The 24,926-nt window shown below is 73.9% G+C and carries 22 protein-coding genes; 14 read left to right on the top strand and 8 right to left on the bottom strand.

The features are described from left to right. The first annotated feature begins 77 nt into the window (after window positions 1-77). The 6 genes from ACTMSW_RS16845 (at window position 78) to ACTMSW_RS16820 (ending at window position 6,609) form a co-directional block, all read left to right on the top strand. Window positions 78-1,514 carry a pre-peptidase C-terminal domain-containing protein gene (locus ACTMSW_RS16845; protein WP_441181552.1) on the top strand — a complete coding sequence of 479 codons (1,437 nt, stop codon included), beginning with the start codon at window positions 78-80 and terminating at the stop codon, window positions 1,512-1,514. Between the two features lie 85 nt (window positions 1,515-1,599). Next, window positions 1,600-2,538 carry a MurR/RpiR family transcriptional regulator gene (locus ACTMSW_RS16840; protein WP_441181551.1) on the top strand — a complete coding sequence of 313 codons (939 nt, stop codon included), beginning with the start codon at window positions 1,600-1,602 and terminating at the stop codon, window positions 2,536-2,538. A gap of 91 nt (window positions 2,539-2,629) precedes the next feature. Further along, window positions 2,630-3,580, top strand: a complete 951-nt coding sequence (locus ACTMSW_RS16835; protein ID WP_441181550.1) for a transporter substrate-binding domain-containing protein — start codon at window positions 2,630-2,632, stop codon at window positions 3,578-3,580. 175 nt (window positions 3,581-3,755) lie between these two features. Beyond that, a complete protein-coding gene (locus tag ACTMSW_RS16830) occupies window positions 3,756-4,610 on the top strand; it encodes an amino acid ABC transporter permease (RefSeq protein WP_441181549.1) in 855 nt (284 codons plus the stop codon). Next, window positions 4,607-5,416, top strand: a complete 810-nt coding sequence (locus tag ACTMSW_RS16825; protein ID WP_441181548.1) for an amino acid ABC transporter ATP-binding protein — start codon at window positions 4,607-4,609, stop codon at window positions 5,414-5,416. The genes ACTMSW_RS16830 and ACTMSW_RS16825 overlap by 4 nt, the downstream gene beginning before the upstream one ends. Continuing rightward, window positions 5,413-6,609 (top strand): M20/M25/M40 family metallo-hydrolase, encoded by a 1,197-nt coding sequence (locus ACTMSW_RS16820; protein WP_441181547.1) that lies wholly within the window; start codon window positions 5,413-5,415, stop codon window positions 6,607-6,609. Before ACTMSW_RS16825 ends, ACTMSW_RS16820 begins: the two co-directional genes overlap by 4 nt. An 82-nt stretch (window positions 6,610-6,691) precedes the next feature. On the opposite strand, the gene ACTMSW_RS16815 is transcribed toward ACTMSW_RS16820, so the two are convergent. Then, complete coding sequence (locus ACTMSW_RS16815; protein WP_441181546.1) at window positions 6,692-7,417, bottom strand: C39 family peptidase; 726 nt, start codon at window positions 7,415-7,417, stop codon at window positions 6,692-6,694. Between the two features lie 244 nt (window positions 7,418-7,661). On the opposite strand from ACTMSW_RS16815, the gene ACTMSW_RS16810 reads away from it, so the two are divergent. Further along, a complete protein-coding gene (locus ACTMSW_RS16810) occupies window positions 7,662-8,069 on the top strand; it encodes a pyridoxamine 5'-phosphate oxidase family protein (protein ID WP_441181545.1) in 408 nt (135 codons plus the stop codon). 154 nt (window positions 8,070-8,223) lie between these two features. On the opposite strand, the gene ACTMSW_RS16805 is transcribed toward ACTMSW_RS16810, so the two are convergent. The 6 genes from ACTMSW_RS16805 to eccB form a co-directional block, all read right to left on the bottom strand. Beyond that, window positions 8,224-8,544, bottom strand: a complete 321-nt coding sequence (locus ACTMSW_RS16805; RefSeq protein ID WP_441181544.1) for a DUF1232 domain-containing protein — start codon at window positions 8,542-8,544, stop codon at window positions 8,224-8,226. A gap of 66 nt (window positions 8,545-8,610) precedes the next feature. Continuing rightward, a complete protein-coding gene (locus ACTMSW_RS16800) occupies window positions 8,611-9,444 on the bottom strand; it encodes a hypothetical protein (protein WP_441181543.1) in 834 nt (277 codons plus the stop codon). A gap of 121 nt (window positions 9,445-9,565) precedes the next feature. After that, complete coding sequence (locus ACTMSW_RS16795; protein ID WP_441181542.1) at window positions 9,566-9,955, bottom strand: hypothetical protein; 390 nt, start codon at window positions 9,953-9,955, stop codon at window positions 9,566-9,568. Window positions 9,956-10,125: 170 nt separating this feature from the next. Continuing rightward, window positions 10,126-11,574, bottom strand: coding sequence for a WXG100 family type VII secretion target (locus ACTMSW_RS16790; RefSeq protein WP_441181541.1), 1,449 nt, complete (start codon window positions 11,572-11,574; stop codon window positions 10,126-10,128). Continuing rightward, complete coding sequence (locus ACTMSW_RS16785; protein WP_441181540.1) at window positions 11,567-11,935, bottom strand: hypothetical protein; 369 nt, start codon at window positions 11,933-11,935, stop codon at window positions 11,567-11,569. Before ACTMSW_RS16785 ends, ACTMSW_RS16790 begins: the two co-directional genes overlap by 8 nt. A 112-nt stretch (window positions 11,936-12,047) precedes the next feature. Beyond that, window positions 12,048-13,496 (bottom strand): type VII secretion protein EccB, encoded by a 1,449-nt coding sequence (gene eccB, locus ACTMSW_RS16780; protein WP_441181539.1) that lies wholly within the window; start codon window positions 13,494-13,496, stop codon window positions 12,048-12,050. A gap of 154 nt (window positions 13,497-13,650) precedes the next feature. Between eccB and ACTMSW_RS16775 the strand changes: the two genes are divergently transcribed. Beyond that, window positions 13,651-14,844, top strand: a complete 1,194-nt coding sequence (locus tag ACTMSW_RS16775) for a type VII secretion protein EccE (RefSeq protein WP_441181538.1) — start codon at window positions 13,651-13,653, stop codon at window positions 14,842-14,844. A gap of 12 nt (window positions 14,845-14,856) precedes the next feature. Here ACTMSW_RS16775 and eccD read toward each other — a convergent pair whose 3' ends face one another. Next, window positions 14,857-16,254, bottom strand: a complete 1,398-nt coding sequence (eccD, locus tag ACTMSW_RS16770) for a type VII secretion integral membrane protein EccD (protein ID WP_441181537.1) — start codon at window positions 16,252-16,254, stop codon at window positions 14,857-14,859. 164 nt (window positions 16,255-16,418) lie between these two features. Between eccD and eccCa the strand changes: the two genes are divergently transcribed. From eccCa to ACTMSW_RS16740, 6 genes are all read left to right on the top strand, one after another. Next, a complete protein-coding gene (eccCa, locus tag ACTMSW_RS16765) occupies window positions 16,419-20,381 on the top strand; it encodes a type VII secretion protein EccCa (protein WP_441181536.1) in 3,963 nt (1,320 codons plus the stop codon). A gap of 181 nt (window positions 20,382-20,562) precedes the next feature. Beyond that, window positions 20,563-20,871, top strand: coding sequence for a WXG100 family type VII secretion target (locus tag ACTMSW_RS16760; protein ID WP_357039296.1), 309 nt, complete (start codon window positions 20,563-20,565; stop codon window positions 20,869-20,871). A 28-nt stretch (window positions 20,872-20,899) separates the two neighbouring features. Continuing rightward, window positions 20,900-21,178 carry a WXG100 family type VII secretion target gene (locus ACTMSW_RS16755; RefSeq protein WP_441181535.1) on the top strand — a complete coding sequence of 93 codons (279 nt, stop codon included), beginning with the start codon at window positions 20,900-20,902 and terminating at the stop codon, window positions 21,176-21,178. A gap of 82 nt (window positions 21,179-21,260) precedes the next feature. Beyond that, a complete protein-coding gene (locus ACTMSW_RS16750; RefSeq protein ID WP_441181534.1) occupies window positions 21,261-22,745 on the top strand; it encodes a S8 family serine peptidase in 1,485 nt (494 codons plus the stop codon). Between the two features lie 54 nt (window positions 22,746-22,799). Next, on the top strand, window positions 22,800-23,381 hold the full coding sequence (locus ACTMSW_RS16745) for a hypothetical protein (protein ID WP_441181533.1): 582 nt from the start codon (window positions 22,800-22,802) through the stop codon (window positions 23,379-23,381). Continuing rightward, the gene (locus tag ACTMSW_RS16740; RefSeq protein WP_441181532.1) at window positions 23,378-24,898 is read left to right on the top strand and encodes a WXG100 family type VII secretion target; all 1,521 of its coding nucleotides are present in this window, start codon (window positions 23,378-23,380) and stop codon (window positions 24,896-24,898) included. Before ACTMSW_RS16745 ends, ACTMSW_RS16740 begins: the two co-directional genes overlap by 4 nt. The last annotated feature ends 28 nt before the right edge of the window (window positions 24,899-24,926 follow it).

Genomic DNA, 24,926 nt, shown 5'->3' with positions numbered 1-24,926 from the left:
CAGAGGTTACGTATTGAGCAGTCAAGTTAATAGATGTAACTTCTGTTTCATCGATCCGTGGCCCCTCGGAGGTGCCCATGTTCCCTGTCCGCAACCCCCTGCGTACCCGCCTCGCGGTCCTCACCGCCGCCAGCCTCGTCGCCACCGTGGCCCCGATCGGGGTGACCGCCGCCCAGGCCCAGGTCATCCGCGACCGGCAGGGCAGCACGACCGACGTGAGCCGGACGACCTGGTCCGGCCCGGCGTACACCATGAACGGCTCAGGCGGCGTCGTGTCCGCCACCATGACGCAGGCGATCAACGCCATCCGCGGCGGCAGCGGCACGATCGACGTGGCCGTCATCGCCGCGACCGACGGCGGCACGCCCGAGTGCGACGACATCATGGGCCTGGCAGGAGTCAACTCCTGCACCACGCTGACGCTGACAAACGCCAACGACGGCAACAACAGCCAGGTGAACACCGACATCCGCAACGCGGAGTTCGTCTACTTCGCCGGCGGCAACCAGTGCAACTACGCCGCCTGGAAGGGCACCTCGCTGGAGGCGTCCGTCGAGTCCGTCGTGGCCAAGGGCGGCGGCGTCGGCGGCGGCAGCGCCGGCCACCACATCAACAGCGACATCGTGTACGACGCCTGCGCGGCCAGCGCCACCTCGGCGATCGCCCTGGACGACCCGTACGACCGGTCGATGACCTTCACCACCGGCATGTTCCGCTGGGCGAACTACGCCAACACCATCAACGACTCGCACTTCCAGGAGCGCGACCGGATGGGCCGCACGATGGCGTTCGTGGCGCGGGCGATCAAGGACGGCCGCACCAGCGGCGGCGCGGCCTGGGGCGTCGGCGTCAACGAGGGCGCGTCGCTGTTCATCGACAAGACCGGGCTCGCCACGCTGAGCGGGTCGAACGCGTACGTCGTCCTCGGTGACCACCAGCCCGAGGTGGCCGTGTCGGGGCAGCCGCTCACGTACTCCAACTTCAAGATCTGGAAGCTCGCCAACGGCCAGACCTACAACTTCGCCAACCGGCCCACCTGCGGGTACTACCTGAAGAGCGTCACCAACGGAGTGCCGAGCAGCAGCCTGTACAGCGGCACGACGGTCACCGACTGCTCGACCACGCCGCCGCCGACCGGTGGCGGGTCCTCGTACGCCGAGGTCGAGTCGAACGACACCCGCAACGCCGCCAACGACGTCACCGGCAACAGCTACCCGCTGACCCTCACCGGCGACATGAAGAGCACCAGCGACCGGGACTACTTCAAGGTGAGCGTCGCCAGTGGACAGACCCTGACCGTGAACTGCGCGATCCCGACCGCCTACGACGCCGACCTCTACCTGCTCAACTCCAACGGCAGCACGGTCACCCGTTCGGTCAACAGCGGGGCGGGCACCGACGAGTCGGCCTCGCTGACGAGGACGTCGTCCGGATCGGCCACCTACTACGTCGAGCTGGAGGCGTACTCCGGCTCCGGCACCGCCGACTACTCCTGCACCGTCGCCAAGTCCTGATTCCACCCGAGCCGGAAGGCGCGTCCTCCTCGTCCCCCCGGGAGGACGCGCCTTCCGCGCACTCACCGACGGCTACGCTCAGCGCGTGTCGACCTCCGATCCTGCCGGCGAGCCGGGCGTGGGCCCTGATCCGGCGCACGACGACCATGCCGCCGGATCCCACGAGTCAACGGCTGTGGGTGTGGCGGCGCTGATCCGCCAACGGCTCGGCGAGTGCAGTCCGGCCGAGCGTCGGGTGGCCCGCGCCCTGCTGGCCTCGTACCCCGCCGCCGGGCTGGGCACGGTCGCCGCACTGGCCGAGCGGGCGGAGGTGAGCGCACCGACCGTGCTGCGGTTCCTCAGCCGGCTCGGGTTCGGCGGGTACCCGGAGTTCCAGCGGGCGCTGCGCGACGAGCTGGCCGAGCGGGAGACGTCACCGCTGACCGCGTACCGGGCGGCGGAGCTCACCGGGGTCCCACCGGAGGGCGCGTTGCCCCGCGCGGCGGCGACCCTGCCGGAGGCGGTCGCCGGGACGTTGGCGGAGCTGCCCCAGGGGGAGCTGGACGCGGCGGTCCGCCTCTTCGCCGATCAGCAGCTGCGGGTGACGGCGGCGGGCGGCCGGTTCTCCGGCCTGCTGGCGCACTACCTGGTGCTGCACCTGATGCAGGTGCGCGGGGGAAGCCGCCTGCTACCGGCGACCCCGGTGGAGCGCACGGACATGCTCGTCGACGTGGGTCGGCGGGATCTCTTCGCCCTCTTCGACTTCCGTCGGTACGAGGAGCCCACGCTGGCCCTGGCCCGGGAGGTCACCGCGCGGGGCGCCCGGGTGGTCCTGTTCACCGACCGGTGGCTCTCCCCGGTGGCCGGTCTGGCCGAGGTGGTGCTGCCCAGCCGGGTCGAGTCGCCCTCGCCGTACGACAGCTTCGTGCCCACGTTGGCGCTGGTGGAGACGCTGGTGGCGGCGTTGATCGATCGGCTCGGGCCGGTGGCCGGGAAGCGCCTCAAGGCGATGGAACAGGCCCAGCAGACCTTCGGAGGAAGCTGAGGCGGCGTTACAGAAAACTGTAACCCCATCGAAATCGTAATGTGCGTTACAGTCCGGGGGCTGGTTCGACTGGCACCCGGAAGGACACCCCATGCGCATCCGTCACCTTGCCCTGACCGCCACCGCCACGGCCCTCCTCGCCGTCACCGCCGGCTGCGGCGGCGACTCCTCCACCGCCGCCGGCTCCGGCAGCGACGAGGTCAAGACCGTCTCCGTCACCATCGAGGGCGTCGGTGCGGTCACCACCGACGCCAACCTCGCCAAGAAGGTCCCTGGCGACATCCGGGGCCGCGGCACCCTGACCGTGGCGACCAACGCCCCGTACGAGCCCTTCATCGACTTCAAGACCGAGGGCCGTACCGACGAGTTCAAGGGCCTGGACTACGACCTGTTCATGGCCGCCTCCGCCCGGCTGGGCATCAAGGCGACCTTCAGCCAGCAGCCCTTCGACGGCCTCGTGCCGGGCCTGCAGGCCGCGAAGTACGACGCCATCGCCGGCGGCATCACCGACAAGAAGGAGCGCCAGCAGGTTGCCACCTTCGTCGACTACTCCGCCTCCGGCACCGGCTTCCTGGTCAAGACCGGCAACCCGCTCGCCGTGAAGACCGTCGCCGACCTGTGCGGGCGCAAGGTGGCCGTGCAGAAGGCCAGCAACCAGGCCAAGAACCTCGCCGACTACAGCAAGTCCAGCTGCGCCGGCAAGGCCATCGAGGTCAAGGAGTACCCGGAGAACCCGCAGGCGGTGCAGGCGCTGATCGCCGGCAACGTCGAGGTCGTCGCCGCCACCAAGGTCAACCTGGTGGACATCGCCCCCACCCTGACCGGCAAGGCCGACCTGGTCGAGGACCCGACCGCCCCGAACGGCTGGCTGGCCAGCCCGAACGGCTTCGGTTTCCTCAAGGCCCAGAAGGAACTGGCCCAGGCGTACCAGGCCGCGGTGCAGTCGCTGATCGACGACGGCACCTACACCAAGATCCTCGCCCAGTGGAAGCAGGAGCCGATCGCCGTCAAGACGGCCACCATCGACCAGGCCATCGACTGACCTCGGCGGAGGCGACTCCCTGAACCGCGGTCGCCGGGCGTCCTTCCGAAACCGTGAGGGCGGGCCCGGAAGGCGCCCGGCGACCGCCGCACCACACCGTCTTTCGTTCGCGACTGCGGGGCTCCGCTGCGCTGTATTCCTCACGCTCACCCGGTCCCGCCGCTGGAGGCACTCAATGACGAGCGACACCGAGACCGTACGGGTGGTTCCCGTCCGGCACTACGGGCGCTGGCTGACCGCGATCCTCGTGGCCGGCGTGGCGGCCCTCTTCCTCCGGGCGCTGCTGGACAGCCCCAACCTCGAACCCGCCACCATCGGCGAGTACCTGTTCAAGGACTACATCCTCGACGGTGTGGTCACCACGCTCTGGCTGACCCTGCTGGCGATGGTGCTCGGCACCGTCGGCGGCGTCCTGCTCGCCGTCATGCGCCTGTCCGCCAACCCGGTGCTGCGTGCCGTCTCCTGGGCCTTCATCTGGGTCTTCCGGGGCACCCCACTGCTGGTGCAGATCATCTTCTTCGGCTTCCTCGGCGCCCTGTTTCCCCGGATCACGTTCAGCCTGCCCTTCACCGACCTGGTCCTGTTCGACAAGCCGACCAGCGTCGTGGTCACCGGCACGGTGGCCGCCGTGCTCGCCCTGTCGCTCAACGAGATGGCGTACGCCGCCGAGGTCATCCGCGGCGGCATCCTGGCCGTGGACACCGGACAGACCGAGGCCGCGGCCGCGCTCGGCATGAGCCCGACGCTCACCCTGCGCCGGATCGTCCTGCCCCAGGCGATGCGGGTCATCATCCCGCCGATGGGCAACGAGACCATCACCATGCTCAAGTCCACCGCACTGGTGTCGATCATCGCCGGTCGTGACCTGATGACCGCCGTGCAGACCGTCTACCAGGGCAACTACAAGGTGATCCCGCTGCTCGTCGTAGCGGCGATCTGGTACCTGGCGCTGGTGAGCCTGCTGTCCGCCGGCCAGTGGGCGATCGAGCGCCGTTTCGGCCGCGGTTTCGCCCGGGGAGGAGTCCGATGACCACGCAAGCCACCACCACCGGTGCGGCGCAGACCCCCGTCCAGACGCGGCCGATGGTGCGCGCCGAGAGCGTCACCAAGAGGTTCGGGCCGGTCGAGGTCCTCAAGGGCATCGACATGACCGTCGCCCCCGGCGAGGTCGCCTGCCTGCTTGGGCCGTCCGGCTCCGGCAAGTCCACCTTCCTGCGCTGCATCAACCACCTGGAACGCATCGACGGTGGCCAGCTCTGGGTCGACGGCGACCTGGTCGGCTACCGCCGCCAGGGCGACAAGCTCTACGAGCTGAAGGCCCGCGAGGTCGCCCGCCGTCGCCGCGACATCGGCATGGTCTTCCAGCGGTTCAACCTCTTTCCGCACCTCACCGCGCTCGGCAACGTCATCGAGGCGCCCCTGCGGGTGCTCGGGACGCCCCGCGACCGGGCCCGCGCCGAGGCGATGACGCTGCTGGAGCGGGTGGGCCTCGCCGAGAAGGCGAACAACTACCCCGCCCAGCTCTCCGGCGGGCAGCAGCAACGGGTCGCCATCGCCCGCGCGCTCGCCATGCACCCCAAGCTGATGCTCTTCGACGAGCCGACCTCGGCGCTCGACCCGGAACTCGTCGGCGACGTGCTGGACGTCATGAAGGCGCTCGCCGCCGACGGTATGACGATGGTCGTGGTCACCCACGAGATGGGCTTCGCCCGCGAGGTCGGCGACACCGTCGCCTTCCTCGACGGCGGTGTCGTCGTCGAGGCCGGCCCGCCGAGCGAGGTGCTCGGCAACCCGAAGCACGACCGCACCCGCGCGTTCCTGGACAAGGTCCTGTGAGCGTGGAAGTGGTGCCGGTGGAGAGCGCGGACCTGCTCGCCGCGGCGGGGGACCGGCTCGCCCCGTACCACGAGCGCCTGTCCCGGCTGGTCGGTGTCGACTCCGGGTCCGGGCAGGTGGACGGGCTGCGGCAGGTCGCCGACCTCGTGCAGACGTGGTGCCTGGAAGCCGGCATGTCCGTCGAGCGGGAACCGGTCGCCGACCCGTCCGGCACGCCGCTCGGCGACGTGCTCATCGGGCGGCGGCGGGGCCGGGGCCGCCGGCGGATCCTGCTCGCCGGCCACCTGGACACCGTCTTCCCGCCCGGCACGGCCGCCGCCCGACCGTTCCGCGTGCAGGGCGGCCGGGCGTACGGGCCGGGTGTCAGCGACGACAAGGGCGGCGTACTCGCCGGCCTGGCCGCCGTCGAGGTCCTGGCCGCGCTCGACCGCGCCGAGTACGGCGAGCTGGTGCTGGTCTGCACCCCGGACGAGGAGATCGGCTCGACGGGCAGCCGGCCGCTGCTGCGTACCCTCGGGGGCGAGGCCGACGTGGCCCTCTGTCTGGAGTGCGCCCGCGACAACGGTGACCTGGTGTCGGCCCGCAAGGGCGTCGCGGACCTGGAGGTGACGCTGCGCGGTCGGGCCGCGCACGCCGGCATCGAGCCGGAGCGCGGGGCGAACGCCCTGCTCGCCGCCGCCCGGCTGACCGTCGCCCTGGACGGGCTCAACGGCCGGTGGCCCGGCGTGACCGTCAACGTCGGCCACCTGACCTCCGGTGACCGGCCCAACGTGGTCCCCGACCGGGCCCGCATGCTCGTGGACCTGCGTGCCTGGCACGCCCGGGAGTACGAGGCCGCGCTCACCGAGATCCGCCGGCTGGTCGGCGAGCCGATGGTCCCCGGGGTACGCGGCGAGCTGGCCGTGCACGCCCCCACCCCGCCCTGGGAGCTGGACCCGGCCGGTCAGCGGCTCACGGAGCTGGCCGCGAAGGTCGGCGCCGGACTCGGCATACCCGTGTCACACACCGCCACCGGCGGCTGCGCCGACGCGAACCTGCTGGCCGAGGCCGGTGCCGCGGTGCTCGACGGGCTCGGCCCGGTGGGCGGCGCCGACCACAGCCCGTCGGAGTGGCTGGACCTGGACTCCGTCGTACCCCGGACCGCACTGCTCGCCGGCCTGATCGACGAGGTCAGCCGGGCGGACCGGGGTTGATCCCGGCGTACGCCGACCGCCGGGACAGCCGAGGGCCGGTCCCCCCGTCGTGGGGGGACCGGCCCTCGTTCGTCGTCTCCGATCAGGCGGAGTAGCCGCGCTCGGCGATCCAGTTGGCGACCTTCTCCAGGGTCATCCAGTACTCGCCCTGCGGCGCGGCCGGGTCGGCGATCCGGATCAGGTCACCGCCGTCGCGGTAACCCACCAGGGTCAGGTAGTGGCCGCCCTCGTACGAGTGCGGTGCACCGTCGGTGTCGACCGCGGTGCCCTTGATGTTGGCCACCACCGGACGGCCGGCGTCCAGCGCGTCGAGCACGTCGGCGCGCAGCCGGTCCACCTCCTCCGGCTTGGCGACCGGACCCGGGATCTCGCGGGTCTCGTACCCGGCACCGGTCAGCTCGTTGAGCACCCGGGTGGTGTCCAGGGCCGAGTCGGTGCCGGCCTCGGTGGTGCCGAGCTTCGCGGCCAGGTCGTCCTGGGACAGGGACCTGCCCTGCGCGGTCAGGGCGATCCGCGTCGCCGCCGGGCCGCAGTAGAAGAAGTTGGGCTGCGCCTGGTACTCGATGCCCACCATGCGCTCGGCCCGGCGGTCCCGGACCTTGTCCGCCCGGTCGCTCTTGCGGTCCTTGTCGGCCCGGTCGCCCTTGTCGGCGCCCCGGTCGGACATGTCGACGCCGATGGCGCCGAACGGGGCGGTGCTCAGCGGAGTCGCCTCGGCGGAGGCCGCGCCGGCGACGCCGGCGATGCACCCACCGGCCACCAGCAGGCCGGCGACGGACAGGCAGCTCTTCTGCACGATCGGATTCATCAGTCGGGCTCCGTTCGGGGGGTCTGACGCCTCCGGCCACCGGAGACGGCAAGCACCGGGAAAGGCGCTCGGCTCACGTATCCGACGGGCGCACGGAGCGGCCCGCCGGCTCACCGGGGGTGCAACCGCTCTGCTGCCGCCGGCATTCCGCCCTGTCCTGACGGTGGAGGCGGTCCGGCCCCGGCGTACCGGCGGGGTGGACCGTGCCATGATCGGGGTCGCACCGCGAGACAGGGGACAGGACATGCCGGGCGACCATCGGTTGGACCCGTACGACGAGCAGGTCACCGCGTTCTGCCGGGAACGGCACCTCGCGACGCTGACCACCCTGCGCGCGGACGGTACCCCGCACGTCGTACCGGTGGGGGTCACCTTCGACGCCGACGCGAACCTCGCACGGGTGATCACCAGCCGCACCTCGCGCAAGGCCCGACACGTCGCCGAGGCCGGGCCCGAGGGCGCGGCGGTGGCGGTGTGCCACGTCGACGGGCGGCGCTGGTTGACGATCGAGGGCCGGGCCGTCGTGCGGTCCGACCGGCCGGCGGTGGCGGAGGCCGAGCGCCGGTACGCCGAGCGGTACCGCACCCCCCGCCCGAACCCGGACCGGGTCGTCATCGAGATCACCCTGACGCGCCTGCTGGGCAGTCTCTGACGCTTTGCGTCGTCTGTCCGGGTCGTCATCCAGGACGAGGGCTAGATCACCTCGATGTCATTGGAATCGGGTTGTCCGGACGCCTCGGACACCCCGACATCTTCGACATCGAGTGGATCTCCGGCCAGCGGCCTTTTTCGTGTCGAAGGGCTGGTCAGCGGGTGGGGCGGTGGGGAGTCGGTGTGGTCGGGGTGCGGGGCGCCTCGACGGCGGCGGCGCGGCGTCGCCGGACCAGCCGGCCCAGGACGACCAGCGCCACGGCCAGCACGCCCATGTCGTCGAGGTAGATCGGGTCCGGAAGCAGGTCGACCGGGAGCACGGTGTAGACCAGCGCCCCGTAGAAGGCGACCTTGCCGCTCACCCCGAGCGAGCCGAGCAGCCGGCGGGTACGGATCACCCGGATCGCGAGCAGCACCGCACCGATCAGCGTCGCGACCGCCACGACGCCGACGAGGATCCACACCTCCCGGGACACACCGTCACGCTAGCCCAGCGCCGCCCGGTCCGCCCGCTTCGCCACCCGTACGGGGGACGGTGGTGGTCAGTAGGCGGGAACGGCGGCCCGCCCCCGAGCCGTGGCGGTGCGCTCGCGGGCCGGAACGGCCGGCATCTCCCCGGTCTGCTCGGTCGTCGGGGCAGCCGCGCCGAGCAGGGTCAGCACCGAGGGCGCCTCCTCCTCCGGGCGGCGTCCGGTGGCCGCGTACGCCTCCTGGCGCAGGCTGCGGGCGGCCTCGGCGGCGCGCTCGGCGGCCCGCCACGTCTCCTGCTCGCGCTCCCGGGCGGCCTGCTGTCGCGCGAAGAGATGGTCGCGGACGGCCCGGCGGAGCACGAGTTCCTGCTCGACCGGGTGCAGCCGCGGGTCCCACCCGGCCCGGTGGGAGAAGATGTCGGTCAACTGCTCCACCGACAGCTCCCGCCGCCAGTACGCGGTCAGCGCGGTCCGGTGCAGGTAACGCTCGCGGTCGACGTACTCGGCGGGGGTGCGGGCGGTGCGCGGCAGAGGCATGGCGGCGGCGGCGTCCAGCCGACGGACGTGCGCCTCGGCGGCCTCGTACGCCGTCCAGGCGGCCTCGACGTCGTCCTGCGCGGCCAGCCACTCGGTGCGGAGCCGCTGCGCCGTGGTGGCGGCCCGGTCGGCGGCCACCGAGACCTCCTCGACGTACCGGGTCTGCTCGCGCTTCTCCTGGACCCGCTCCAGCTCGCTCGGCATGGCTGCCCGGCGGATCCGGGTGCCGGCGTCGAAGCGGAACCGCCCCGGCCGCACCAGCAGGGCGGCGACGGCGACGGCCACGACGGCCAGCAGGCTGAGCCAGATCGCGGCGGCCTGGGGCACGTCGGGGAGGACGGAGTAGAGAGCGGTCTGCAACTTCAACACCTCGCGGTCGAAGAACGGATATCGACTGTGGTGGGGTTCGTCCGCGCCGCCCGGAGGCGGTCGTAGCCGCCCGCGGGGCGGGCGAGGGCGGTCCGCGTGTGCGGGACCGGTGGCGGACGGGTCAGGCGCGGGGTGGGCCGCGCCGGGTGAGGGCGTCCCGACCCGGCTCGCCGGCCGGTGCGTCCGGACCGGTGGCGACCCTGACCGTGGCGACGGGCCGGAGGTCGTCGGACGCCGGCGCGGGCGGCCGTGCGGCGAGCGGTGCGGTCACGTACCCGGCCGGGGCGGCGCCGATCGGCTCGACCCGGGCCACGGCGACCGACGGGACCGGGGCGACGTGGACGGCCGGCGCGACGTGCACGACCGGGGCCGGCGGCGGGGCCGCGACGGCGGCGGTCGTGCCGCCCAGGCCGACGGCGAGCGCCACCGCGGTCACCGCGAGGCGGGTCAGGTCGCGCAGCGATCGCAGCGTGATCCCCCACAACGGGTGGGAGGACGCTACGGACGGCACCGGACCAACCTATCGTCGGATCTCCACCGGCGCACTCGCTGCGGCGGTGACCGGTGCCACTGAGATGCGTGTGGACAGTCGCGCCCCGATGGGGAAACGACCAGGCCCGACCCGGTGGATGCATCGACGACGATGACGTGGCGGGTGGGCCGTCGTCGTGTCGTGGTCTCTCAGCCGCCGAGCACCGGGGGCGCGGCCTCGTCGCCGTCCCGCCACACGATGTCGTCCTCGGTGAGCCAGGTCAGGCGGCCGTCGGCCGGGTCCTCGTCCGAGATGCCCCGCCCGGCGCCCAGGACGCCGAGCCGGTTGGCCTGGCCGGCGCCCAGGACGCCGAGCCGGTTGGCCTGGCCGGCGCCCGTGGCACCGCCTCGACCGCCGGCCGGGCCGGTCGCCGCGCGACCCGCGTCCGTACGTCCCGCGCCCGTGGCCGGGCGGTCTCCGGCGGCGGCCACCCGGCTGCCGGTCGCGGCCTGGCGCGGCGTCGCCGCGTCCCGGGCCGTGCCGTCCGGACGGCGGCCGTCGAGCCCGCGCCCGACTCCGGTGGCCGACCGGTTGTCCACCGGTGGCGTGCCGGTCGCCGGCCGGGACGCCGGGGCCGGCGTGCCGCCCGACGAGGCGGCCAGGGAGCCGGTGCGCAGCACGCCGCCGGCCGGCGTGCCGCCAGATGCGCCGAAGGACAGGCCCGGGCCGGTGGCTCCGGACGTGGGAGTGCCACCCGCCGGCCGGCCCAGCCCGGCCACACCGGCCACCGCGCCGCCGAGCAGCGCGCCGCCCAGCAGCGGACCCGCCCCGGCGAGCGACGTGCCCGTGGTGCCGCCGGTGACCGGCGCGGGCCCGAGGACACCCGTGCCCGTCGTGCCGACGCCGCCCGTGCCCGGGACACCTGCCCCGGAGCCCGTGCCCGCCAAGGAACCCGTGCCCGGCCCGGAGGCGGGTCGGTCGGGTGCCGCCACCGTGGCGCCACCCGTCCGCGCGACGCCACCGCCGCCCACCGGTGCGGCCGTCGGCGAGTCCACACCGGGACCGCCGCGCGGTGCCGACGGGGTGGAGCCCACCCCGCCCGGCGTCTCCGGGTCCGGCGGCGGCGGGGGGACCAGGTGGTCGTACGCCGAGAAGTCGTAGCCGGCGGCCAGATCGGCCACGACCTTGACCATCCGCTGGTGCGCCTTCTCCCGCTCGGCCTCGTCCTGCTGGTGCCCGAGCACGGCGCCCACCACGGCGCCCGGGACGCCGAAGATCGCGCCCTTGGCGGCGCCGGACAGCGCCTGGTCGTGGTCGTCGGTCTCGGCCGGGCTCTCCGCCTGCGCGCGGGCGGTGCGCAGGTCCTCGGCCATCATCGTCAGGCCCCGGCCGACGTACGCCATGCCGGTGCCGAGCGAGTCGGCGTAGGTCACGATGTGGGCCAGCCGGGCCTGGAACTCCTGCCCCGCCGTGCCGCTCCACGTGTTGGCGAGCTTGCCGAGGTCGGCGTCGAGTTGGCGGCCGAGGTCGTCGACGATGCCCTTGAGTGCCGTCCACTGCGCCGCCACGCCGTCGATCTGGCCCGGCTCGCCGGCCATCACGCCGTCGTAGAGCACCTGGTGGCTGACGCCCTGGTACTTGTGCGTGTAGTCAGACACGAGGGTCCTCCTCGCGGGGCAGCGCCTCGTCCACGCCGCGCAGGGCGGCGGCGATGTCGGCGGCGTTGGCCGCGTTCCGCGCCTCGGTGGTGCGGTAGCTGGCCAGGATGGTGGCCGTGGCGGTGCGCGCCGCCTGCACGGCGGTGCGCAGCCGGTCGACGTGGTCGACGTAGACCTGGTGGATCTCCGAGTACCGGCGGGCGTTGTCGGTCGCGTCGGCGAACGAGCCGAGAGCCGGGGGCCGGCACTGCATCTCGCTGTTGAGCTTCCGCAGGGCGCGCTCCGCCTCGGCCAGCCGATGGGTCAGGGTCCGATGGAAGTCCTCAAGGGACAGCAGGTCCACTGTGGTGCGCCCGGTCATGGCAGCATCCCCGTACGTCGATCCGTCAACGGTTGGCGAGGCACAGGTTAGTCGACCGCCGCCACCCCCGGCGACCCTCCGTCGCTCCGGGTGGGACGCTCGGTGCACGCGTTCAGCCGCCCGACGTGGGAGTGGCGGTGGTGCTCGGTGCCGCACCGCCCGGCTCGAAGTGCGCCAGCGCCTCGTCGCGGCCCAGGGTGGGCCCGGTCGGGACGAGCGCCAGCAACGACGCCGGTACGGCCAGCGGGGCGACCCCCTCGTAGCCGAGTGCGGTCAGCGCCCCGGGGCCGAGCGGGTGACGGACGCCGTCCGCGCCGATCAGGTACACGGTCGTGCCCGGTGCGGCCACCCCGCTGCCACCGGCTCCCGGCGCGGCCTGGGCGAGCACCCCCTTGCCGCCGGGCAGCAGCACCGCCTCGACGGTACGGACGCCGTCCCGGGCGGACTGGCGGACCGGGACCGGGCCGGACGCGTCGGAGGTCAGCTCGGCCGGGGCCCGGTCGAACACCTCCAGCGTGGTGGTGGGTGGGCCGCCGTCGGCGCCGGCCCGGTAGCTCGCGCAGAGCGCCGTCGCACCCGGGTCCACCGGGTGCAGGGCGGGCAGGGCCTGCGGCAGGCCGGGCTCCTCCACGCGCTCGTCGGTGAGGACCCGACCCGCCTGCTCCGGCGTGATGTCGCTGACCGTTCCGCCGTCCCGCAGCAGGAGCAGCGCGCTGACCTCGCCGACGGACACGAGCCCCTCGCGGGTGAGCACGTAGTGCTGGCCGGCGGCCCGGAACACCTGGCCGATCCGGGCCTCGCCGTCACCGACGCGTACGGCGCTGCGCTCGCCGTCGTCGGGAACGCGGGGTTCCCGCAGGGCCGGGCCGGCCGGCACCGCGTTGAGCAGTTGCTGGCCGAGACCGAGGACGGGTGCCCCGGCCATCTTCAACGCGGCGATCGTGGCGTCGCCGCCCACCACCTGCAGCCGGGAGTCGCCGGTGAGCAGGTGCCGCTCGCCGTCGACCTGCACCAGTACGGCGCGGTCGCCGAGCGGCCGGCCGCCGGGAAGCGGCCGGTCGATCACCACGCGGGTCCGGGAGCGGCGGGGATCGGCCGGGTCCGGGATGTCGCAGACCGACCACGGGAGCCCGGTGAGGGACTTCCGGTCCGGCAGCGCGTCCGGCGCGCCGACGATGCCGACCGTCCGGCCGCGCGGCCGGTCCCGGATCGACGCCTGGGACATCGTCCGGACCTCCGGGTCGGCGACGTTCAGGATCAGCCGGGCGGAGGCGTAGTTCAACGTCGGGTGCAGCCGTCCCTCGACGAACACGTACGTCGCCCCGGTCTCCCGTTCGATGACGAGGGTGTTCTCCTCCAGCGGGGCGGTGTTGCCGGTGAGCTGCCCGTACGCGCCGACGACGCCGAGCACCACCGCCGCGGCGAGCGCGCTGCCGAAGACCGCCATGCCGAGCCGCCGCATCGGCAGGTTGCTGGTCTCGGGGTCGCCCGAGAGCAGCGCCGAGACGATGCGGCGGGTGACGAAGCGGTACGCCTGCACCTGGTCGCGGCGGGTCCGCATGACTTACCTCCGGCGGGGGTGGGTGCGCGGCGAGCAGGTCGTACCGGCGCCGCGGGCTTCCCTACGATAAGGGGCCGGCGACGGCCCGGCGGGACCGCGCCCGCGGCCGGCCGCGCCACCCGACGGCCCAACCGTCCAGAAGGGACAGGCACCGATGACGCAGGTTGAGGCGCCACCCGGTCGTCCGACGGCGCAGTCGTCCGGTCGGCCGGCACCGCAGCCGCCCACCGGTACGGAGCGGCCGGTCGCCCCGGCGGACCCGGTCAGCCGGCGAGGCCGGCTCGGCCCGCTGGTGGTGGGGCAGCTCGTCGTCCTGGAGCTGTGCGTCCTGGCCGTCTGGGCGTCCACCGCCGGTCCGGCCTGGCTGCTGGCCGGCGTCGCCACGGCCGCCGTGCTCGTCGCGGTCGCCGTGTTCGCCCGCCGGGGCGGCCGCTGGTGGTACGAGGACCTGCTGCTACGCCGGCGGCTGCGCCGCCGACGGGACCGGGCGAAGCGGGGACTGGCAGCCGGGACGATCGCCGACCCCCGACTCGCGCCGCTGGCCCCCGAGCTGACGGTGACCGAGCTGACCGACCGGGGCACCCGGCTCGGCATCGGGCAGGACGTCCACGGTTGGTTCGCGGCGGTGGCCCTGCACGGGGCCACCGGGGCAGCCGCCGGCCCCGTCGAGTCCACGGTGGTCGACCGGGCGCTGCGGGTGCTGATGGAGTTCAACGGGCCGGTCACCCGATCCCAGGTGGTGTCGCACACGCTGGTCTGGTTCCCCGCCCCGGGTGCGCCGCCGGCCGCCCACCGGACGGTCTGGATCGCCCTGCGGCTGTCGGTCCGCGACGCCCGGGTCGAGGCGGTCACCCGGGGTGGTGGCCTGCCGGGCGTGCACCGCACGCTCTCGGCCGGCATCGGGCGACTCGGCAAGGCGCTGACCGTCGCCGGCCTGGCACACCGGCCGCTCAGCCGCGACGAGCTGCGCGGGGCCGTGCTGTCCGCCACCGGCCTGGACCTGGTCGCCATGCCCCCGTCCGAGACGTGGACCGGCTTGCGCGGCGGCGGCTGGACCCACCGCTGCCTCGCCCTGCGGGCCAGATCCGGCGCGGCGTTCGGTGCCCTCGTCGACGCCGTCACCGCGACCGCGGCACCGTCGCACACCCTCGCCGCCGTGGTGCTCCCCGGCGGCCGGGTCGTCGCACCGCTGCTGCGGGTCGGTGCGACGGACAACCACGTGGAGGCCCTGGTCAAGGTGGTACGCGACGTCGCCGGCCGGTGCGGTGCGCCCGCCCGCCCGGTCGACGGCGAGCACGCGCCCGGCGTCTACGCCACCGCGCCGGTGGGCACCACGGTGGGTGGCTGACGCCCGACGGCGTCAGGGGCGGAGGTTGACGATCCAGTCGTAGAGGCCGACCACCCACACGGCCAGCGGCACCAGCGCGATGATCAGCAGGATCTCCACGATGTCCAGCAACCGGCCCCACACCGGGGAGATCCGCTTGCCCGCCACGGTCAGCCCGTAGACCAGGCTGACCACGGCCACCAGCAGCAGCCCGCCGACGATGGCACCGAGGCGTACGACCGTCGAACCGCCGGCGAACGTGGCGGCGGCGGTGAGACCCAGCCCGGCGGTGCCGGTGAACAGCACCGGGGTGCGTTGCGCTCGGCCGAGGAACGGGCGGGCCCGCAGCAGCGACAGCAGCGCCAGCACGAGGCACAGCAGCACCGCCGCGAGCCGGCCGTCGAGCGCCAGCACCACCTGGGCACCGAACACCAGCAGCGACACCGTCCACAGCAGACCGGTGAGGAACTCGTCGGCACGCTCGCTGAGCTGGAGCACCCGTCGGCCGTCCACCGACTCGGTGTCGGTCTTCAGGTCGTCCGGGCCGGTGGGGATGGACGGCACGGGCAGCCGGGCCAGCCGGTACGCGGCCATCGGCAGGGCCGGTACGGCGCCGAAGGCCACCGCCGCCACCACCGCCGCGGCGGCCGGCGCGCCGATCCCGAACGCGATGGACAGCAGAGCGCCGAAGCCGGTGGCACCCGCCACCGCCACCGCGCAGAAGAACACCGGCAGGCGGTCGCCGACGGCCAGGGCGGACACCGCCCCGGCGACGACCACCGCCGTGGCGGCCAGCAGCACGTGCGGGGCGGCCAACCCGGTCAGCTCCCGGTCGCCGGCGAGCAGCAGCAGGCCACCGACCCCCGCGTACGCCAGACCCGCCAGAGCCAGCACGGACCCGGTGGCGCTGTCACCGGCGGCCCGGGACAGCACCGCCGCGCCGACCACCAGCGCGACCGCGATGAGCAGCGCGGCCAGCGCGGCGGGCAGCTGCGGCGGCCCGACGAACAGCGCGGCCAGCGCGCCGGCGCCCAACGCCACCGCGGCGAAGAGGACCGCGAAGGAGCGGGTGGTGGCGACCTGCCAGGCGCCCGGACGCTGGTTGGTGGCGGTGGCCACGGCGTCGACCACGTCGTCGAAGACGATCTCCGGTGCCGTCGCGGCCCGGGGCTGGAAGTGGAGCACCTCGCCGTCGCGGACGCCGAGCTGCGCGGCGGTGAGGCCGCCGTCCAGCGGCGCGCCACCGAGTCGGGCCAGGCTCCACCCGCCGTGCCGGACCCCGTCGTCGGCCAGGTCCTCGCCGGCGTAGCGCAGCAGCGCGGGCAGCAGGTCTGCGAGCGGCACATCGGACGGTAGCGCGAGATCCATCCGGGTACGCGGGGCCACGATGGTGATCCGGCTCAGTCCACCGGTCGCCGTCTTCGTCGCCACAGTGGCCTCCTCGCCTCTCACCGAACGGCCCCGTCGGTGCACGCCCGGTCGGACCCCGACGCCCACGGGAGATTACCTACGATGGCGAGCACGTACGATGCCCACCCGACGAGAGCGGCCGCCCGCAAGACTCCGTCACGGCCGCCGAACGGGGAGGAGAAGCCGTGAGCACGGTGGTGTTCCGCCGCCCTCCACGCCAGCCGGGGCCTGCGCTTCCCCGAGGTGAGCTGCTGCTGGAATCGCCGCCCGAGCTGCCCGAGCCGACGCCGCGCGGCATGGGGCAACTGCTGATGATCCTGCCGATGGTGTGCGGCGTCGGCGCGATGGCGTTCCTCTACGCGGGCCGGGGCGGCGGCATGATGACGTACGTCGCCGGTGGCCTTTTCGGCGTCTCGATGCTCGGGATGGCGGTCGGCACGCTCTTCAACGGCAACAACGACAAAGCGGAACTGAACGCGGACCGCCGGGACTACATGCGGTACCTGGCGCAGATGCGCAAGCGCACCCGGCGCGCGGCGGAGCAGCAGCACGCGGCGATGGCCTGGCGGCACCCCGAGCCGGACGCCCTGTGGTCGATCGCCGCCTCCCGTCGGCTCTGGGAGCGGCGGGTCACCGAGGACGACTTCGGCGAGACCCGGATCGCCACCGGTCCGCAGCGCCTCGCCGTCGAGATCGTCCCGCCGGAGACGAAGCCGGTGGAGGACCTGGAGCCGATGAGCGCCATCGCGCTGCGGCGCTTCGTCCGGGCCCACTCGACCGTGCCGCACCTGCCCACCGCCCTGTCGGTACGGGCGTTCAGCCGGGTGGTGCTGCGCGGCGACCGGGAGCCCGTGCTCGACCTGGTCCGGGCCGCCCTCGGGCAGCTCACCACGTTCCATGCCCCGGACGACCTGGTGGTCGCGGTGGTCGCCGCCCCGGACCGGCAGGCGGCCTGGGACTGGGTCAAGTGGCTGCCGCACGCGCACCACCCCGGCCGCGCCGACGCGGCGGGTCCCCGGCGGTTGGTCTTCGCGAGCCTCGTCGAGGCCGAGGACGCGCTCGCCGGGGAACTGGCCGGACGGCCCCGCTTCGCCCCCGAGGCGAAGCCGCTGACCACCGCCGCGCACCTGGTCGTCGTGGTCGACGGCGGCGAGGTGGCGGCCACCTGCCAGCTGATGGGCCAGGGCCTGCTCGGCGCCACCGTCATCGACCTCTCCGGCACCGTGCCCCGCGACGCCGGTCGCTGGCTGCTCTGCCTCGACGTGGGCGACGGCACCTCCCTCGACCTGGTCCGCGGCACCTCGTCGTCCACGCTGGGCACGCCGGACCGGCTCAGCGAGGCCGCGGCCGTCGGGCTGGCCCGGCAGCTCGCGCCGTTCCGTCTCTCCCAGCAGCAGGCCACCGCCGAGGAGCCGCTGGCCCGCAGTACCGAACTGCCCGACCTGCTCGGCGTCGGCGACGCCGCCGCCGTCGACGTACGCCAGACCTGGCGGCCCCGCAGCCACCGCGACCGGCTGCGCATCCCGCTCGGCGTCGGGCCCGACGGCAACGTGGTCGAGCTGGACTTCAAGGAGTCCGCGCACGAGGGCATGGGCCCGCACGGCCTGGTGATCGGCGCGACCGGTTCCGGCAAGAGCGAGCTGCTGCGCACCATCGTCGGCGCGCTGGCGGTCACGCACTCCTCGGAGGAGCTCAACTTCGTCCTGGTCGACTTCAAGGGCGGTGCCACGTTCGCCTCGCTGGAGGCGTTGCCGCACACCAGCGCGGTGATCACCAACCTCGCCGACGAGCTGCCGCTGGTGGACCGCATGCGGGACGCGCTCGCCGGGGAGATGACCCGTCGGCAGGAGGTCCTGCGGGCCGCCGGCAACTACGTATCGCGGTTCGACTACGAGAAGGCCCGGACCGCCGGCGAGCAGCTGGAGCCGATGCCCAGCCTGCTCATCATCTGCGACGAGTTCAGCGAGCTGCTGGCCGCCAAGCCCGACTTCATCGACCTGTTCGTCATGATCGGCCGGCTCGGCCGCTCGCTCGGGGTGCACCTCCTGCTGGCCAGCCAGCGCCTGGAGGAGGGGAAGCTGCGCGGCCTGGACACACACCTGTCGTACCGGATCGGCCTGCGGACCTTCTCCGCCGTGGAGAGCCGGATCGTGCTCGGCGTGCCCGACGCGTACGAACTGCCGAACGCCCCGGGCCACGGCTACCTGAAGACCGACACGAGCACGATGCTGCGGTTCCGCGCCGCCTACGTGTCCGGGCCGTACCGGGCGCCGGGGCAGGTCGCCGCGACCTCCCAGGCAGCGGTGCAGCGCCGGATCGTGCCGTACGGCGTGGACGTCGTCCCGGTGCAGGACCCGCAGCTGCCGGTGACCGCGGTGCCGGAGCCGGCACCGGCGGCCGAGGGCCGGACGGTGGCGATGCTGGACGTGCTGATCGACCGGCTCAGGGGGCAGGGGCGGCCGGCGCACCAGGTGTGGCTGCCGCCGCTGGCCGAGCCGCCGGGCCTGTCGGACCTGCTGCCCCCGCTGAGCGTGCACCCGTCGTTCGGCCTGTGCACCGCCAACTGGCCGGGTCGCGGGCAGCTCGCCGTGCCGGTGGGGGTGGTGGACCGCCCGTACGAGCAGCGCCGCGACGCGATGCTGGTGGAGCTGGGCGGCGCGGGCGGCAACGTGGTGATCGTCGGCGCGTCGCTGAGCGGCAAGAGCACGATGCTCCGTTCGCTGCTGGCCTCGCTGGCCCTCACCCACACCCCACGGGAGGTGCAGTTCTTCTTCCTCGACTTCGGTGGTGGGGCGCTGCGCAGCCTGGACGGTCTGCCGCACACCGCCGGCGTGGCCGGTCGCCGGGACACCGAGGCGGTCCGCCGTACGGTGGCCGAGGTGGTGGGCGTCCTCGACGATCGGGAGACGCGGTTCGCCCAGCACGGCATCGACTCGGTGGCGAGCTACCGCCGCCGACGGGCGGCCGGTGAGTTCGCCGACGACCCGTTCGGCGACGTGTTCCTGGTGGTGGACGGGTGGAACACCCTGCGCCAGGAGTACGAGGAGCTGGAGCAGACCGTCACCAACCTGGCCAACCGGGGGCTCGGCTTCGGGGTGCACGTGGTGGTGACCGCCGTGCGGTGGGCGGAGATCCGGATCAACATGCGGGACCTGCTCGGCACGAAGCTCGAGCTGCGCCTGGGCGACCCGAACGAGTCGGAGATCGACCGGCGGGCCGCGGCGAACGTGCCGACCGGTTCGCCCGGTCGTGGTCTGACCCGCGACAAGCTGCACTTCCTCACGGCGATCTCGCGGATCGACGGCCGAAGGGACATCGAGGACCTGACCGAGGCGTCGGTCGCCCTGGCGAAGCACGTCGCGACCTCCTGGCCCGGCCGGCCGGCCCCGAAGGTGCGCCTGCTGCCCCGTCGGCTGCCCGTCACCGAGCTGGCCCGGGTCATCGACCGGTCGGCGCCGGGCGTGCCGATCGGCGTCAACGAGGCGGCCCTCGCCCCGGTCTACCTCGACCTGGCCAACGAGCCGCACCTCACCGTCTTCGGCGACGCCGAGTGCGGCAAGACCAACGTGCTGCGGCTGATCGCCCGGGGGATCACCGAGCGGTACACGCCGGCGCAGGCGCGGCTGGTCATCGCCGACTACCGGCGCGGCCTGCTCGGTGCGGTCGAGGGGGACCACCTGCTCGACTACGCGCCGTCCAACCAGGCCTTCGCGAAGGGGCTCGCCTCGATCCGCAGTGCGCTGTCCAACCGGTTGCCGGGCCCGGACGTCACCACCGCCCAGCTGCGCGACCGCAGTTGGTGGAAGGGGCCGGACCTGTACATCCTGGTCGACGACTACGACCTGGTGGCCTCGGGCGGGTCCAACCCGCTCGGCGCGCTGCTGGAGCTGTTGCCGCAGGCCCGCGACATCGGCCTGCACCTGATCGTGACCCGCCGGGTCGGCGGTGTGGCCCGGGCGTTGTACGAGCCGGTGCTGCAACGGCTGCGCGAGCTGGACTCGCCCGGTCTGCTGATGTCCGGCAACCGGGAGGAGGGTGCCGTCTTCGGCACCCTGCGGCCCAGCCCGCAGCCGCCCGGCCGGGGGACGCTGGTGCGTCGTCGCGACGGTCAGCAGCTCATCCAGACCGCGTGGTCCGAGCCGTCCTGAGTCGACTGTCAGCAGCGTCCGACGGGCCGCCGACGTCACGTCGTCGCGTTGCGGAGGGGCTGCGCTGCGTTGCCGCCGTCCGCTACCGTCTTTGATGGAGTGTCCGTCGATGGGGTCGTGTGCCCGCGGCGGGGGAGGGCGCGGCGGATCCGCCGCCACAACAGGACGGAAGGGTGTGAGCATGGCGTTCGAGGTCGAAGCAGCGACTCTGCATACCGCCGCGAGTGACGTGCGGTCCACGCGCAGCGAGGTCGACGGTGAGCTGAAGAAGCTGTGGAACGTGGTCGACGACCTGGCCATCGCCTGGCAGGGGCAGGCGTCCACGGGCTTCCAGACGCTCATGCAGCGCTGGAGCGAAGACACGACCAAGCTGCTGACGGCGATGGACAGCATCGCCGACCTGCTCGACAAGTCGGGGACCACGCACCAGGTCAACGACGAGGAGCAGCAGCAGATGCTGGACAAGTTCCACTCTGCACTCAACCCGTGATCCGCCGACACCCGCAGGGGAGGAACTCATGAGCATCAAGGTCGACTACGCGGTCCTCGAGAGCAGCAACCAGCAGATGCAGGCCATCTCGCGGACCATCGACGAGAAGCTGGACACGCTGCGCTCCATGCTCTCGAAGCTGCAGTGGGACGGGCAGGACCGCGCCGCGTACGAGCAGCACCAGGCGCAGTGGGACGCCGCCGTCCGGGACATCAACAAGATCCTGAACGAGATCGGTGGCGCGGTGGGCGTCGCCCGCGAGAACTACGTCAACACCGAGATGAGCAACGCCCAGGTGTGGGGCTGACAGAATCGCACCGGTGGCTCCGGCCCGGCTCGGCCGGACCGGAGCCGCACCGTGTGACGAGCGTCGAGGTCCGGGGAGTGCGATGACCGAGAACAGGCCGGGTCGTCCGATGTGGAAGGCGGCCGTCGCGGCCCTCGCGGTGGGCCTCCTGTCGGGTCCGGTGTTCGTCGCTCCCGCGCCGGCCGCGGCCGCCGACACCGTACGCGGCCTCCAGTGGCACCTCGACGCGCTGAAGATCCCCCAGGCGCACAAGATCACCCGTGGTCGTGGCGTGACGGTGGCGGTGATCGACGGCGGGGTGCACGCCGCGCACCAGGATCTGCGCGGCCAGGTGTTGCCCGGCTTCGGCACGGGCCCCGACACGGTCCCGGACGGCCGCACCGACCCGGACCGGGAAAACGCGCACGGCACCGGTATGGCGGGCATCATCGCGGCGCGTGGCGGTGGCGCCATGCGCAGCCTTGGCATCGCTCCCGAGGCCAGGATCCTTCCGATCAGTCTCGGCGAACGTCTGGACAACGTCGAACTGGCGACCGGCATCCGGTGGGCCACCGACCACGGCGCCACGGTCGTCAGCATGTCCCTCGGCGAGGCCGGTCCCGAATCGCCGGCCGTCGCAGAGGCGGTCCGCTACGCCCAGAGCAAAGACGTCGTCGTGGTGGCGTCCGTGGGTAATGTCTCGAAGACCGGGCGCGACGTCACCACGCCGGCTCGGCTGTCCGGAGTCGTCGCGGTCGCGGCGACCGACAAGCTCGGCGCTCGGTGGGACGAGTCGGCGACGGGCCCGGAGGTGGTGGTCGCGGCTCCGGGCGCGCGCATCATCTCGCCGGCCTCCCCTGCCGTCTCACCGAACGGCTACGGAGTCGGGGACGGGACCAGTCCCGCGGCGGCCGTGGTCTCGGGTGTGGTGGCGCTGATCCGGTCCCGCTATCCCGACGCCGACGCGGCGAACGTCGTCAACCGCCTGATCCGGACCGCCCGCGACGAGGGGACGTCCGGCCGGGACCCCGAGTTCGGGTTCGGGTCCGTGGACGTGCTGGCGGCGTTGACCGCCCGGGTGGACCCGGTCGAGGCCAATCCGCTCGCCTCCGGGACCCGGTCCGCCGCGCCGTCCGCCCGGTCGGCGGCGGACGAGAGCGACGACGGTCCGGCCGTCGCGTTCAAGGTCAAGAACGAGGCCGGCCTGATCGTGGTCAGTGGGCTCTGCCTGGCGGCCGTGCTCGTCGGGATGGTCCTGCTGGTGGTGGCCCTGCGCCGGTCGCGCCGTCGTCGCCGCGCGCGCGGCGGGCCGGTTCCCCCGACCGGCGCCCACGGCCCGTACCCGCCGGTCGGCCCTCCCCCCGGGTATCCGGCTCCGCCGCCTCCGGGCTGGCCCGCGCCGATGCCGCACCAGGGCCCACCGCACCAGGGCCCACCGCACCCCGGTCCGCCGCACCCGGTGCCCGGCCCACCCGGGCCCGGAGCGCCGGCGGCCCATCCGTATCCGTACCAGCCATACCCGTCGGGCCAGTCGTCGCCGCACCCGCCCACCGGCCCGTCGGGCCCACCGGCCGGCCCGCCCGCGTGATCCGACGCGAACCGCAGTGACTGACATCGGCCCAGCGCCACGGGGAGGACAGGAATGAGCGAGGACACGACCGGCCCCGACCGGATCGAGAAGTCGGTGCCGATCCCGGTGGTCCTTCCACCGGTCGCCGGCCCGACCGGCGCCTTTCCGACCGTGCTGGACAGTCCGTTCCGGTACGGCGTCCGGCACGACGACGTGGGGTTGAGCCAGGCCCGCACGCCGGAGGAGCTGGTCGCCGGGCCGAACGAGCGGGGTGTGCAGACCGTCTGGGACGCCACCAGCCTCGACTCGGCCATCGACTGGCTGGAGACGCACGCGAACTACCTGCGCCGGCTCTCGTACGACATGGCGTCGATCAAGGAGCGTCTCGGCGGTGACGACCCGACGAAGAGCCCCTTGGGCGGCTTCCCGTACGCGCAGCAGCTCGCCCGCACCCACTCGAAGGTGCACGGCACGACGGAGCAGGGGCTCAAGCAGCTGTCGGAGAGCCTCTACGCGGCGGCCCGGGCCTTGGAGACGGTGAAGCGCAACTACGAGACCGCCGAGCAGGCCAATGCGATGTCGGCCGACGAGATGCGGCAGGCGTTCAGCAACGCGGCCCGCGGTGGCGGCGCGACGGACGGGGGTCAGCGGTGAGCGGCAAGAGCTGGGAGGACATGGCCCGCGAGGTGCTCGTGCAGGGGCGCCCGGCGGACATCGGCAGCGCCGCCCTGGGGTGGCAGGAGCTGATCCGCAACGTGGGCCAGGTCCAGGAGAGCCTGGAGCAGAACGTCAAGGACCTCGGCGCGGCCTGGAAGGGCCCGGCGTACGAGGCGTTCAAGGAGAAGATCGAGGCTCTCGCCCGCGACGCCGGCACGCTCGTCGACGCGGTCGAGCGGCCCGGCAGCGACCGGCGGAGCATCGTGACGGTCCTGGAGGCCGCCGCCCGCAACCTGGAGGATGCCCAGGTCGCCATGCCGGTACCGGCGTCGTGCGTCGGTGACGTGCTGGCCGCGCGCAACGGCGAGACCACCCTCGACACCGGCCTCTTCGAGATGAGCCTCAAGGCCGACTGGATGGGCAGCTGGCCGGTCGAGCAGATCGGCAAGTTCGGCGACTGGCTCACCGAGTTCGTCTTCGACAACACCGAGAAGGCGCGCGAGGCGTACGAGACGGTCGACGGGCAGTTCCAGCAGCGCGACATGGAAGCTCCGCAGGGAGCAACTGTCATCTCGGGGGTCGACACACCGGAGATCCCGAACCTCGCCGGGGGGCCGGGCGCCGGCAGTGTCGGCGGCGTGCCCGGTCTCGGCGGCGGCGCACCCTCCACGGGCGGCATCGGCGGTGGCGTCCCCTCGGTGGGTGCCGGCGGCCTGCCCGGCACCGGCACCGGCTCGGGCGGGGGCCTGGGCTCCGGCGTCCACCCGGACCTGACCCCCGGCGGTCTCGGCACCGGCACCGGCACCACGCCGGGCACCGGGTCGCTCGCCGGTGTGGGACCGGGCACCGGCGCCAGTCTGGCCGAGGACTACGGCAGCGGCCTGGCCGGTGTCGGCACCGGAACGGCTCCCGGGCTCGGGTCCGGGTTCGGGGGTGGAGGCGTACCGGGGACCACCGGGCTCGGTGGTGGAGCCAGCGGCGCCGGCCTCGCGGGTGCCGGCGGCGGGATGATCCCCGGCGGCGGCGCGCTGGGCCGCGCGGTCTCGCCGACCCTGCCACCGATGATGGGCGGCGGCGCGGCCGGCGCGGGTCGCGGCGGCGGTGGCCGTGGTGCCGGCGGCCGGCTCGGCGCGGCGGGCAAGCTCGGCGCGGGCGCCGGCATGATGCCCGCCATGGGCGGCATGGCCGGCGGCGGGGCCGCCGGTCGTGGCGCCGGCCGGGCAGGTGGCGTCGGTGCCGGTGCGGCCGGGGTACGCGGCGGCGGTGCCGCCGGAACGGGCGCGCGGGGTGCCGGTGCCGGTGCGGGTGCTGCTGGTGTGGGTGCCGCCGGTGCGGGGGCCCGGGGTGCCGGTGCGGGCGGTGCGGGTGCCCGGGGCGCCGGTGGTGTGGCCGGAATGGGGCCGGTCGGCGGAGCCGGCTACCGCGAGGAGGAAGCCCCCCGTAACACGTGGCTGGAGGAGGACGAGGACGTCTGGGGCGCGGACGGCGACGCCGCGCCGGGCGTGCTCCGCTGACGACGACCGGGGAGCCGTCCGGAGCCTG

Source organism: Micromonospora sp. BQ11 (assembly GCF_052068135.1).
Taxonomy (GTDB): Bacteria; Actinomycetota; Actinomycetes; order Mycobacteriales; family Micromonosporaceae; genus Micromonospora.
The sequence above is the reverse complement of the archived record's forward strand: the minus strand, read 5'-3'. Positions and strand labels throughout refer to the sequence as shown.